Annotated in this window: 12 protein-coding genes; 8 read left to right on the forward strand and 4 right to left on the reverse strand. The window is 56.8% G+C overall.

Annotated elements, in window-relative coordinates; all coding sequences use genetic code 11:
- Positions 1-47 precede the first annotated feature (47 nt).
- A complete protein-coding gene (locus CKW23_RS00830) occupies positions 48-923 on the forward strand; it encodes a LysR family transcriptional regulator (RefSeq protein WP_025260822.1) in 876 nt (291 codons plus the stop codon).
- 371 nt (positions 924-1,294) lie between these two features.
- On the opposite strand, the gene CKW23_RS00835 is transcribed toward CKW23_RS00830, so the two are convergent.
- A complete protein-coding gene (locus CKW23_RS00835; protein ID WP_025260821.1) occupies positions 1,295-1,690 on the reverse strand; it encodes a hypothetical protein in 396 nt (131 codons plus the stop codon).
- 682 nt (positions 1,691-2,372) lie between these two features.
- Between CKW23_RS00835 and CKW23_RS00840 the strand changes: the two genes are divergently transcribed.
- The 3 genes from CKW23_RS00840 to CKW23_RS00850 all read left to right on the forward strand — a co-directional run bounded on the left by CKW23_RS00840 (position 2,373) and on the right by CKW23_RS00850 (position 4,582).
- On the forward strand, positions 2,373-2,534 hold the full coding sequence (locus CKW23_RS00840; protein WP_074568978.1) for a DUF2986 domain-containing protein: 162 nt from the start codon (positions 2,373-2,375) through the stop codon (positions 2,532-2,534).
- A gap of 425 nt (positions 2,535-2,959) precedes the next feature.
- Positions 2,960-4,081: a saccharopine dehydrogenase family protein gene (locus CKW23_RS00845; protein WP_025260820.1), complete on the forward strand. Its 1,122-nt coding sequence runs from the start codon at positions 2,960-2,962 to the stop codon at positions 4,079-4,081.
- Between the two features lie 9 nt (positions 4,082-4,090).
- Entirely contained in the window at positions 4,091-4,582 is a 492-nt protein-coding gene (locus tag CKW23_RS00850) for a DUF2269 domain-containing protein (RefSeq protein WP_025260819.1), read from the forward strand.
- A gap of 118 nt (positions 4,583-4,700) precedes the next feature.
- Here CKW23_RS00850 and CKW23_RS00855 read toward each other — a convergent pair whose 3' ends face one another.
- The 3 genes from CKW23_RS00855 to CKW23_RS00865 are packed head-to-tail and all read right to left on the reverse strand — an operon-like array spanning position 4,701 to position 6,887.
- Positions 4,701-5,087 (reverse strand): nuclear transport factor 2 family protein, encoded by a 387-nt coding sequence (locus CKW23_RS00855; protein WP_025260818.1) that lies wholly within the window; start codon positions 5,085-5,087, stop codon positions 4,701-4,703.
- A gap of 56 nt (positions 5,088-5,143) precedes the next feature.
- Entirely contained in the window at positions 5,144-6,247 is a 1,104-nt protein-coding gene (locus CKW23_RS00860; protein ID WP_095066882.1) for an alkene reductase, read from the reverse strand.
- A gap of 58 nt (positions 6,248-6,305) precedes the next feature.
- Positions 6,306-6,887, reverse strand: a complete 582-nt coding sequence (locus CKW23_RS00865; RefSeq protein ID WP_025260816.1) for a TetR/AcrR family transcriptional regulator — start codon at positions 6,885-6,887, stop codon at positions 6,306-6,308.
- A gap of 357 nt (positions 6,888-7,244) precedes the next feature.
- Here CKW23_RS00865 and CKW23_RS00870 point away from each other — a divergent pair, with 357 nt between their 5' ends.
- The 4 genes from CKW23_RS00870 to CKW23_RS00885 all read left to right on the forward strand — a co-directional run bounded on the left by CKW23_RS00870 (position 7,245) and on the right by CKW23_RS00885 (position 11,717).
- Positions 7,245-7,751 carry a sigma-70 family RNA polymerase sigma factor gene (locus tag CKW23_RS00870; RefSeq protein ID WP_025260815.1) on the forward strand — a complete coding sequence of 169 codons (507 nt, stop codon included), beginning with the start codon at positions 7,245-7,247 and terminating at the stop codon, positions 7,749-7,751.
- Positions 7,751-8,683 (forward strand): FecR domain-containing protein, encoded by a 933-nt coding sequence (locus CKW23_RS00875; RefSeq protein WP_025260814.1) that lies wholly within the window; start codon positions 7,751-7,753, stop codon positions 8,681-8,683. Before CKW23_RS00870 ends, CKW23_RS00875 begins: the two co-directional genes overlap by 1 nt.
- 75 nt (positions 8,684-8,758) lie before the next feature.
- Positions 8,759-11,173, forward strand: coding sequence for a TonB-dependent receptor (locus CKW23_RS00880; RefSeq protein ID WP_025260813.1), 2,415 nt, complete (start codon positions 8,759-8,761; stop codon positions 11,171-11,173).
- A gap of 208 nt (positions 11,174-11,381) precedes the next feature.
- Positions 11,382-11,717 (forward strand): hypothetical protein, encoded by a 336-nt coding sequence (locus CKW23_RS00885; protein ID WP_025260812.1) that lies wholly within the window; start codon positions 11,382-11,384, stop codon positions 11,715-11,717.
- The last annotated feature ends 74 nt before the right edge of the window (positions 11,718-11,791 follow it).

The following is an 11,791-nucleotide window of genomic DNA, read 5'->3' on the forward strand; positions in this document are numbered from 1 at the left end:
GCTAAAGTGAAAATCGTTTCCATCGGAAAAACCGATAGCAGGCCGCCATGAGTTTTTCACCCGAAGCCCTTGAAGCCTTTGCCCAGATCGTCGAACTGGGTTCTTTCAGCGCCGCTGCCCGTCGCCTGGGCAAGAGCCAGTCCACCATCAGCGAAGCCATTGCCCGCCTGGAAATCGATCTGGGGTTGGAACTGTTCGACCGTTCCGCCCGTCAGCCGGTCCTGACCGAAGCGGGCAAGGCCATGCTGGGGCGCGTCGAGGATGTGCTCAGTGCTTCGGATCGCCTGCGCCGTACCGCCGGGCGTCTGGCGGCAGGTGCCGAGCCGCGCCTGACTCTGGTGCTGTCCGATGCCAACCAGTTTTCCGAGTTCGAAGTGCGTATGACGGAACTGGACCAGCGCTTTCCCGAACTGGAGCTGGAGTGCGTGTTTGCCGAGCACGGCGATGCGATCAACCTGATCCAGTCGGGCAGGGCGTCTCTGGGACTGTTGTCGGCACAGGCGAGCTACCCGCCGGAAATCGGCCACGCAACCATTGTCGAGCGTGCGGACTTCGGTCTGTTCGTCGCCCACACCCATCCGCTTGCTGCGCTGGAGCAGGTCAATTATCAGCAACTGTCCGAATACCGGGCGCTGCGCCTCAATACCTTGATTGACCACAGCATCCCCACCGACGACTTGCCCACCAGTGGCTACAGCAACTGGTCGGCGCCCAATTATCTGTTGTTGATGGACATGGCGGGATTCGGCTTTGGCTGGTCGGCCTTGCCGCGCTGGCTGGTGTCGCGCTACGCCAGCGGGCTGCTGAAGGAGCTCAAGGTGCCCGGCTGGCCGCGCAGTTCGGCGGTGGATGTGATCTGGTCACGCCAGCGCAGCCTGGGACCGGCAGGGTCGTGGCTGCTGGAGACGCTGGTGCCTGCGTAAAAAACGGGCGATGTCACAATCTGTGGAAGGGGCCTTGTGGGAGCGAATTCATTCGCGAAGGGGCGTACACCCATCGTGTTTTCTACAGGCAAATAAAAACCCGCCGAAGCGGGTTTTTCCAAAGACCATTCCAACTCCCTGCCGGCAGCCCTCCGGGCCATGGTCGATCGTCCTTGATCCTGGCGAACTCCCTGTTCACCAGTTGTTGGATCCAATATTACGAGCCTTCGCGAAGGGCAAAAAGAGCGAATTGTCCTCGGTTCGTGTAAGCCTTTGGCTATACGTTGCCTGAAATTTCCCTGCTCCATCCCGGGTGTGGGATGTCAGAGCGGTGGTCCGCTTGGCTTTATAAGAGAGAGGGCTTTGCTTGATTACAGGCACGCTACTTGTCTGGTTTGGGTCAGTGTTTTTCCATCGCTGTCAATAAGCGCTATGTGTATATCCGCGCCAGAGCTTTTCTCAATCAATGTATAACGCTGGTCAGCCATGAAGTTGTCATAAGCGAGAGTCGCCACGCAACGGCGCTGACTTTGTTGGTAGCCCATTTGCACAAGGCCTAACTCCAGTTCGTGTTTTCCTTCCGATACCTGAAACTGCGTCAGGCTTTGGGCGCGCTGCTGATCCAGCCGCCTGGCGGTCATTTCATTGCCAGCCTGCGCCTGTAGATGAACGACGGACTCACCCTTTTTGATAGCCGGAGGCTGTGTGGAACATGCGGCCAGAATCACTATTGAAAACATGAATAACGTGGATTTAAATACGCTCATAGTATGGCTTCTCTGTTAAACGATAGAGGCGGGTGTTTATATAAAGTCAATGTTCATGGCTGCATTAAAAGTGCATGCATTGCCGAAAGCAGGGCGCGTTGGTTTTCTTGCGCTATCAGCCAAGTCTGTAACTTGAAGTTTTCGTATTGGCTTGGAGTCGGCTTATTCTATTCGGGAGCGTCTTCTGCCGCATCGCAAGAGGCTGCAAGGCGTTATGCACGGGATTGTATAATCCCGGCATCGGCATCATTGGGCTTTAAAAGGATTTGCAGGCTTTGTATGAAGTGAGGCTCACTCCGAAATCGGCTGTGTGCTCACTGAACCTTGTTTCGGGAGAGGCGAGGTGACCGCTTGCTGAAAACCGGCTTTCACTTTTCTACAGGCAAATAAAAACCCGCCGAAGCGGGTTTTCCAAAGACCATTCCAACTCCCTGCCGGCAGCCCTCCGGGCCATGGTCGATCGTCCTTGATCCTGGCGAACTCCTTGTTCACCAGTTGTTGGATCCAATCTTACGAGCCTTCTTGAAGGGCAAAAAGAGCGAATTGTCCTCGGTTCGTGTAAGCCTTTGGCTATACGTCGGCTGTGAAATTTTCCATGACCGCTGATCAACCGGCTCTTCAGGGCTCTGGTCCGATATCTCAAGCTGATATCATTCAGGCGTTCACACGCTGAGTAGAAAACATGAATCGTCGTAAAAAGATCCAGCAGCTATTAAAGGCTCACGCCAAGAAGGCCAGTGCCAAACTGGCACCCAAGAGCAAGCCTAAATACATCTGCAAGGCTGACCGATTGAAAATGGCTGCTGAATCCGCTCAAGAGGCGGCCCCTGCAGGTTTGCAGTGAGGGAGATGAGGCGCTGAGCCGTCAGGCTCACTTTTCTGCAGGCAAATAAAAACCCGCCGAAGCGGGTTTTTCCAAAGACCATTCCAACTCCCTGTCGGCAGCCCTCCGGGCCATGGTCGATCATCCTTGATCCTGGCGAACTCCTTGTTCACCAGTTGTTGGATCCAATCTTACGAGCCTTCTCGAAGGGCAGAAAGAGCGAATTGTCTCCGGCTCGTGTAAGCCTTTGGCTATACGTCGATCCGAGTTTTCCATAAAACTCAGCGGCCCTGTCGCCAGCAAGCGGCTTCCCACACGTGATGCATGACCCGACTGCCCCCGAGAAATGGCATCAGGAACCGTGCTGCGAGCCTCTCAACTTGAACGCCTGCGGGATATCAGCGAAGCTGCCGCCGCATGAATCAACGGATATCGGGAAGTTGCGCATGACGCTCAGGGTGATGGTGGTTGGTGGCTATGGAAATTTCGGCAGTATCATTTGTCGGCATCTCGCTGCTGTACCCGATATCGAACTGGTCATTACAGGGCGTGATGCGCAAAAACTTTCCCGAAAGGTCGAGGCGCTTGGGCGGCAGTCTGGCAAGGCCGTGCAAGGTTGGTGTGGCAACGCCATGAGCGCAGAGCTACAACCGGTCCTGGTGCAAATGGGGATCGATTGGGTGATTCATACGGCTGGCCCGTTTCAGGGGCAATCCTATGCCATTGCCGAGTCCTGCATCGAGGCTGGCGTCAATTACTGCGACTTGTCCGACTGCCGCCACTTCGTCAACGGCATTTCAGCGCTCGATGCACGCGCCAGAGCGGCGGGCGTGGCGATCTTCAGCGGTTGCAGTTCCGTGCCTTCGCTGTCTTCGGCCATCATCGATCAACACCGCCATCGCTTTACCCGCATCGACACCATCAACCATGGCATTTCTTCGTCAGCGAAAATGCCGGGCCTGTCGACCATAGAAGGTGTGCTGGCGTACGCCGGCAAGCCGATCAGCCAGCTCAAGGAAGGGCAGGTGCATGCGGTGCCGGGCTGGCAGGGACTGACCTTGCGCAAGATGCCGATGATGGGCACCCGGCTCCTGGCCAATGTCGATGTCCCCGATATGGATATTTTTGCCGGGCGCTATGGCGCCAGGAACCTGAGCTTCAAGGCCGGGTCGGGCTTGAAACTCGGAGGTGTCGCCAACTATTTGCTGGCTCTGGCAGTGAAGGCGGGGTTGATCCGTTCTGTTCCTGTGTGGGCTGCGAGGCTGCATCGCTGGGGGACGTGGTTTGAGCGTTTTGGTGACGGAAAAAGTGCGATGTTCATTGATGTTCACGGCGGCGACCATGACGCCAGGCCGTTGCTGATGACGGTGCAATTGACGGCTTCCAATGACAAAGGGCCGGAAATTCCCAGTTGTGCAGCCGTCGCCCTGATGGAAAAGGTCAATCGCGGTTACAAGCCTGAACCCGGTGCCCGGGCCTGCGTGGGAGAGATTACCGTTGACGAGTACCTGGCAGCGATCAACGAGCCGTTGAATATCCATCTGTCAGTACAGTTTTCCGACACGTAGCGCTGACCGATGACTTATCTTCTCCTGAAATACACCCACATCATCGCGGCGATTTTCCTGTTTGGTTTCGGCATGGGGTCTTACCTTTACCTGATCGCCGCAAGCCGCACTGCCAACCCGCACGTCATCGCACATGTCGCCAGAATGGTGGTGCGCTTTGACACCTGGATTACCACCCCGGCGGGTTTTGTGCAGATCATCACCGGTTACCTGCTGACCCGCATCATGGGCCTGCCCCTGACCACGGAATGGGTACTGACCTCGCTGGTGATTTTCCTGTGTGTCGGCTCACTCTGGCTGCCGGTGCTGATCCTGCAAAATCAATTGCAGGCGATGGCTCTGGCCGCAGTCAACTCGGGTGCAGAATTGGGGGCGGAGTATCGGTCGATTTACCGGAAGTGGTTCTGGATGGGCGTGCTGGGTTTTGCGGGGATGTTCGTTATCGTACTGATCATGGTGACGAAGATGGCGCCTTGGCAGTGGGTGGGGGGGCTGGTTTGAATGCTTCTTCTGCCTGCATCGGGTTGCCCCCCACTCTAATGCCGAATACCTGATAGATGCCGTTTAATCGTTGAAAGAGTAGGGCCGATGACCAGAGTCAATAAGCCCTCCTTCCTGATTAACTTTCAAACTGATGATAAACCTTGGCAATGACTTTCCAGTCGCTGTCGATCTTGATCAGGGTCAGGTAGTCGTTGTAATCGGCACCGATGGCGTCTTTTTCCATATCAATCCGGACGACGGCAGTGGTCGGTGTTATGGCCAGTACATCGAGGCGCGTAACGATGTCGGGGGCCGTGCCATTCTTTTCGACGAATGTGTATAGATTTTCTATCGGGCCACCCAGCAATTCTCCATTGGTGAAGCCGTACATCACGGCGTCGGCGTGGAAGGCTTCAGCGATGGCATCGACGCTGCCGACTCGCAAGCCTTCGACATATTTGCTGGCCGTGGCAATGACGGCATTGTAGTCCTGAGTCGGAACGGTCTTGATATTTTTGCTCATGAAGTACTTCTCCTGAAGTGATGTTGGGTAAACGGGTGGGATAAGTCGGGCTGGTGTCAGAAGTTGCCTGGCGGCCAATCGATGTAGCCTTTTGCACCACCGCCGTAATAGGACTCGCGAGGGGCAATGCTCAGAGCGGCGCCATAACGCAGCCGCTTGACCAGATCAGGGTTGGCAATGAACAGGCGCCCGAACGCTACAGCGTCGATCTTGTCCTGTGCCCTGCGCTCGACGGCCATCTTGAAGTCATAGTTGTTATTGCCAATGAAAGGCCCATCGAACAGAGCGCTCAATGCGTCCATATCGACACCTTCCGGGACTTCACGCGAGGTTGCGGTAGCACCTTCGACGAAGTGCAAATAGGCCAGATTGAAGGTGTTCAACTGCCGGATCAGATAACCGTGCAGCCCCATCACGTTGCTGTCCGGTTTGGTGTTGCCGGCATCGGGCGTGACGGGTGAAAGGCGGATGCCTACACGATCACTGCCCCAGATATCGACAATGGCCCGGGTTACTTCCAGAGGCAGGCGGGCGCGGTTCTCTATCGAACCGCCGTATGAGTCGGTGCGTTGATTGGTGGAGTCCCGCAGAAACTGATCCAGCAAGTAACTGTTGGCTGAGTGCACTTCAACGCCATCGAAGCCAGCACGTCTGGCGTTCTCGGCAGCCCGTGTGTACTGCTCGATGATTCCCGGAATTTCGTCGGTTTCCAGAGCGCGAGGCATGGAGACAGGTACGAAGCCCTCAGTCGTGTAGGTGTTTCCCTCTGCCTTGATGGCTGATGGTGCCACGGGAGCCTGGCGGTCCGGTTGCAGGTCGACAGTGGAGAACCGTCCTACGTGCCAGAGCTGGCTGACGATTTTTCCACCTGCCGCATGTACGGCATCGGTGACTTTGCGCCAGCCTGCAACCTGTTCCTCACTCCAGATGCCGGGAGTCGCTGCATAGCCTCGGCCCTGCGCGGAGATATTGGTCGCTTCGGCCACAATCAGGCCTGCCGTGGCGCGCTGTGCGTAATAAGTGGCGTGCATTTCATTCGGGACGCCATCTTCTTCATAACGACTGCGGGTGACGGGCGCCATCACAATCCGGTTGGCGAGCTCAATGGAACCCATGCGTGTAGGGGAGAACAGATCGGTGTGGAGGCTGTGGTCATTCATGATGGTTACCTGTATATATTCGACCGGTCGTCTAGTTGGTGGGCAAAAAAAACCAGCGTCACTGGAGCAGACGTTTTGTCAGGTTCATGGCTGTGTCGAAGGGCGCTGAAGATTTGTTGACCTTCGCCAGGAGCGAAGCACCCAGCCAAAGCTGATAAAGGGATTCGGCAAAGACTTCGGGCTTCTCATCCGTGTTGATACTGCCGTCCGCAATCCCTCGTTCGGTGCAGGCCGTGATCCGCTGAATGATCTTCGCTGTACCTTTTTCAAGGACATGGCGCATGTCTTCAGACAAATCGCAGACCTCAGCCCCCAGTTTCACGACCAGGCATTTGCCCTCCGGCAGATCCGTACCTTGGGTTTCGATCCAGTAATCAAAGTACGCAACCAACCGTTCAGCACCACTGCCGGGGTTCGCCATGCGTGAATCTACCCGAGACAGATAGTCGGCAAAATACTCTTCGAGCAGCGCCTGACCGAACTCTTCCTTCGATTTGAAGTAGTAATAGAACGAGCCTTTGGGCACGCCGGCAGCGTTCAGCACCTCTGCGAGGCCGACGGCGGTGTAACCTTTGTTCGTCATCAGCGACTTGGCTACATCGATGATGTGCTGTCGCATGTCTTGGGCTTGCTTTTTCATAGGGTGGGGATTGTAGATAGAAACCGACCAGTCGTCTACTCGATTTGGCAACCTGCTTCCGAAGACCGCGGGTGACAAGACTTATCCTCAACGCTCATTGAGACAGGCTGGCCGCCCACGCTATTGCTCGTGATGGTAATAATGGTTGCCCGGCGCATTGGTGTCATGCCGAATGTGTTTTGTGCCAGCCCTCGCTACCTGTCAGACAAGGCACGTCCCTCAGTGCGACTGGATTGAGCAATGTTGGGCAAAGGTCCAGTTTCCAGAGTGATCCCAGGCTGGAGTCCGCACTGTGAATCCGCATTGATATGAGAATCATTATCAATTATTATCGCCGCTTCTTTCGGGAGGCAAGTCGTGGGCGAGGATCGTATAGGGCTTCTCTATGCAGAGCACAATAGCTGGCTGACGGGCTGGCTTTATCGTCGCCTGGGTTGCAACAGCCAGGCGGCGGACCTGGCACATGACACCTTCCTCCGTATTCTCACTTCGCAGCGTAGAACCGGCGAAACCCTGACCCTGGACCGTCCGCGGGCCTATCTGGCGACGGTGGGCCAGCGGCTGGTTTGCGACTATTTCCGTCGGCAGTCGCTGGAGCGGGCCTATCTCGACATGCTCGCCACGATGCCCGAAGCCTTTTCCCTGTCGCCGGAAGATCAATGGCAGATGCGCGAAACGCTGTTCCAGCTCGACGCCTTGCTTGACCGCCTTAAACCTGTCGTACGTGCGGTGTTTCTATTGGCACAGCTCGATGGCCTGACCTATGTGCAGATCGCCCGACAGTTGGGCATTGGTGAGCGTACCGTCAAACGTCATATGGCCACTGCCTTTGAAGCCTGCATCCTGAGCGACGTGACGCTTTAATGTCCGCGCAGGCCCCGATCAGTCGTGACGTCGCACGCCAGGCCGCCCATTGGCTTGTGCTGATGCATGAGCAGTCTCTGAGCCCCGCGCAACAGCAGGCCTGTGCTCGGTGGCGTGCGGCCGACCCCGAGCATGAGCGTGCTTGGCAGCGGGTACAGCATGTGCAACAGCAACTGGGTGGTCTGCCGCCCTCCATTGCCATGGGGACTCTCAACCGCGAACGGCGCCAGGTCTTGAAGACGCTGCTGGTGTTGGCCGCCATTGCGCCCGCTGGCTACCTTGGGTATCGCTTTGGCACCGAGCAGGGCTGGATGGCTGACTACCGCACCCGCACAGGCGAACGGCAGCAACTGACACTCGCTGATGGAAGTGTGGTCGACCTCAACACCGACAGCGCCATCGACGTGCAATTCGATGCCGGGCAGCGGTTGATCCGCTTGGTTCGCGGGGAGATATTGATCAGCACCGGCGTCGATACACGTCCTTTGCGTGTGGCCAGTGAACAAGGGCTTATGGAGCCTTTGGGGACGCGCTTCAGTGTGCGCCAGCTCAGTGGCACCACACAGCTGGCGGTGCTGCAAGGCCGGGTTCGGGCTACGCCTGCGCAGACAGCGCCACAGGTTGTGGAGGCGGGAGAGCAAGTGTCTTTCAGCGCTGCGGCCTTCGGCCCGTTACGCCCTGCCAGCGAACTGGCTACACGCTGGACACAAGGCGAACTGGTGGCTGATAACTTGCCGCTGCGCGATTTCCTCCAGGAGCTGACCCGCTATCGCCCAGGCCGACTGCATTGTGATGAAAGTGCATCGGCTTTGCGTATCAGCGGTGGCTTCCAGCTCGACAACAGCGATGCCATTCTCGCCGCGCTGCCGACCACTCTCCCGGTGACAGTGAGTTATCGAACCCGTTATTGGGTGACGGTGAGCAAGGCATGATCTTTTTTTGGCCCGTTTTTTCACGGTGCCCGTCCTTAGTAGTGAATCTGTAATCACCAAAGGACATTTTGCTCCATGACCCATTCTCGTACCCTGCGCGCGGCCACACGCAACACGCTCGCATTGTCATTGCTGACCTTTGCTTTGGCCGCTCAGCCGCTGCGTGCCCAGGCAGACGGAGCGATCCGGCATTACAGCGTCCAGGCAGCGAGTCTGTCCCAGGCGCTGGCCGGTTTCAGTTCGCAGGCGAGAATCACTGTGCAATTCGCCCCGGAGCTGGCTCAGGGGTTGAGCTCACCGGGATTGGAGGGGGATTACAGCGCTGAGCAAGGTCTCGCCAAACTGCTGGCGGGTTCCGGGCTTGGGGCTGTGCAACTGGGTGATCGGGTGTATGGGTTGGTTAAAGTCAGTACCGAGGTCGGCACGCTGACGATGCCCAATGTCGATATCAACGCCCGCACCACGGCCGAAGGCTCTGAAGCCGCAGGCTATGTGAGCGAAAACATCAGTAATGTCGGCGCTCTGGGCGGCATGAAACTACAGGACACGCCTTACTCCATGAGCGTGACCTCCCAGGCGCTGCTCAAGAACCTGCAGGCCACCTCGACCGACGATGTGTTCAAACGCAACCCCTTTGCCCAGCTTTACTCCCCTAAAACCGCCGGCTACGCCAGTGCTATCACCATTCGGGGTTTCGGTGGCTCTTCCAGCCTGAACATCGCCAACGACGGTCTGCGTTTCAGCACCCTTGCCGATGGCGGTAACTTCATCGAAGACACCGAACAACTGGAAGTGGTCACCGGCCTCACCGGTTTCCTGTATGGCCCGGCGTCTCCCGGCGGGTTGGCCAACTACGTGCTCAAACGGCCGACCTATGAGCGCTACAACAGTGTCACACTCGGCAATGCGGGTGGCGAAAACTACTACCTGCACGGCGACTTCGGTGGCCCGATCGATAGTGAAGGCAAGTTCGCGTACCGACTCAATGTCCTGACTCAGGATGGCGAAACCGCCCTCGATCTGCAGAAGCGTCGTCGGCAGATGGTCAGCCTGGCACTGGACTGGAACGTCAGCGACGACCTGCAGATCCAGTTCGACGCCTCTCACAAGGAAAGCCAGACCCGCGGCCTGACCAGCTATTGGTTCTTCGCCAACGAAGCGTATCGCCCAAGCGCGTCATCACTGGATACCGACAAGCTGTACAGCCAGAAATGGGCTTTCTCCGACAATCAGACCGACAAGGCAGGCGTGCGGGCCAAATGGCGCTTGAACGACACGTTCAGCCTGCGTGCAGCTTTTGCCGCACAGCAATACACCCAGGAATACACCTACACCGGCCCGCAGATCGATGCGCCAGGCATGTACACACAACCGCTGTATGCTTTTGCCCCTCTGGAAACCCGCGAGTACTCAGGCTATCTGTTTCTAGACTCGCAGTTCGCAACGGGCCCGCTGGATCACAAGTTGACGCTGGGCTATCAGGGCAATACCGCGCGCACCCTGATGTACACCGACCATACCCCGAGTCAGCAACAAACCTCAGTGACCGGCCCCGCCGTATCGCTCAGCCAGCAGCCGCAGGTGAGCAAGCCGGGTTATTCCATTGGTCATGGTGCCCGGCACCTCTCCAGTACCAGCGACACCCACAACCTGTTGATCGGCGACATCATCACATTCAACGAACAGTGGTCGACCATCCTCGGTGCAACCCACACCCAGATCATTGCCTACACCAACAATTTCGCCACTACGACCAGCACGCCGCGCAAGACCGAATATGACAAAAGCCTGACCTCACCCAGCGTGTCGCTGATTTACAAGCCAGTGCCCTGGCTGACCACCTATGCCACCTATATAGAAGGTTTGCAAAGTGGCAGCGTCGCACCCGCCAACGCAATCAACGCCGGGACCGCTCTGGCGCCGCAGATCAGCGAACAATACGAAATCGGAGCCAAGGCCAGTCTCGGCGACACGCTGGTGACGCTGGCGCTGTTCAACATTGAAAAGCCTAATGCTTTCCGCAACACGGCTCGTCTTTACGTCGCTGACGGCCTGCAGGAGAACAATGGCCTGGAATTCAGCGTGACGGGCAAAGTCACCCCGCAACTGACGCTCGTCAGCGGCCTTACCCTGCTTGATCCCGAGGTGAAAAAGAGCTCAAATTCGGCAAACGACGGCAACTCACCCATCAACGTGGCCAAACAACTGGCCAAGGTCTATGCCGAATACGACATCGCCTCCGCACCAGGCTTTGCCGTGACCGGCGGCGCGTTCTACACCGGCAAGCAATACGCCGACGAGGCCAACAACTACACCTTGCCAGCCTTCACCACATTCGACGCCGGAGCCCGCTACCGCCTGCCGCTGGGCGACAACAGCCTGACCCTGCGAGCGAACGTGAGCAACCTGACGGACAAGAAGTATTGGCTCAATACCAGCTATCTGGGGGATCCGCGGACGATTGCTTTTTCGGCGCAACTGGAGTTTTGAGTCAGATCTGCTCAGGTGTTATTGCTTACCGATTGAATCCCGCCTGGATATGAATCCTCAACTTTGCTCAGGGGGCCGATATATACCCATACGAGAACGGCGTGTGCTCAGGGAACATAGGTGTAAAAAGTGTCAAACGTTTGAACTCTTCGGGTAAAGTGTCGCCGCCCGATAATTGGATTCGGGTTTTATATCATGGGGAAACATCGTGAAGTTCGTCAGTAAAATCATCGCTTCTGCAGTATGTGGTCTGGTTCTAGCGGGTTGCACCGGCACCGCAATGAAGACTCAGCAATACGATAGCAACCAGTACACCGTCGTTGGCCACAGTGAAGCAAGCGCTACGGGCCTGATGCTTTTCGGTCTGATCCCTATTCGTCAGAACGATCGTTTTGTTCGCGCTCAAAACTCTGCCATCCAGGCGAAAGGTGGCGATGCGCTGATCAATACTCAAGTACAGGAAAAGTGGTTCTGGGCCTGGGTCCTGAACGGCTACACCACCACCGTATCCGGTGATGTTATCAAGCTGAAGACTGCTAAATAATCAGTACCCAGCTTTAGAAAGCCCGGTTCGCCGGGCTTTTTTGTTTCTGGCGATTGGGGGGCGGGCTACGCTTT

It is taken from the genome of Pseudomonas sp. Irchel 3A18, assembly GCF_900187465.1.
GTDB classification, from domain to species: domain Bacteria; phylum Pseudomonadota; class Gammaproteobacteria; order Pseudomonadales; family Pseudomonadaceae; genus Aquipseudomonas; species Aquipseudomonas cichorii.

What these genes read in the sequence shown, in the direction of transcription:
- CKW23_RS00830 (WP_025260822.1), top strand. Translation starts at nt 48, where the DNA reads ATGAGTTTTTCACCCGAAGCCCTTGAAGCCTTTGCCCAGATCGTCGAA.
- CKW23_RS00835 (WP_025260821.1), bottom strand. Translation starts at nt 1,690, where the DNA reads ATGAGCGTATTTAAATCCACGTTATTCATGTTTTCAATAGTGATTCTG.
- CKW23_RS00840 (WP_074568978.1), top strand. Translation starts at nt 2,373, where the DNA reads ATGAATCGTCGTAAAAAGATCCAGCAGCTATTAAAGGCTCACGCCAAG.
- CKW23_RS00845 (WP_025260820.1), top strand. Translation starts at nt 2,960, where the DNA reads ATGACGCTCAGGGTGATGGTGGTTGGTGGCTATGGAAATTTCGGCAGT.
- CKW23_RS00850 (WP_025260819.1), top strand. Translation starts at nt 4,091, where the DNA reads ATGACTTATCTTCTCCTGAAATACACCCACATCATCGCGGCGATTTTC.
- CKW23_RS00855 (WP_025260818.1), bottom strand. Translation starts at nt 5,087, where the DNA reads ATGAGCAAAAATATCAAGACCGTTCCGACTCAGGACTACAATGCCGTC.
- CKW23_RS00860 (WP_095066882.1), bottom strand. Translation starts at nt 6,247, where the DNA reads ATGAATGACCACAGCCTCCACACCGATCTGTTCTCCCCTACACGCATG.
- CKW23_RS00865 (WP_025260816.1), bottom strand. Translation starts at nt 6,887, where the DNA reads ATGAAAAAGCAAGCCCAAGACATGCGACAGCACATCATCGATGTAGCC.
- CKW23_RS00875 (WP_025260814.1), top strand. Translation starts at nt 7,751, where the DNA reads ATGTCCGCGCAGGCCCCGATCAGTCGTGACGTCGCACGCCAGGCCGCC.
- CKW23_RS00880 (WP_025260813.1), top strand. Translation starts at nt 8,759, where the DNA reads ATGACCCATTCTCGTACCCTGCGCGCGGCCACACGCAACACGCTCGCA.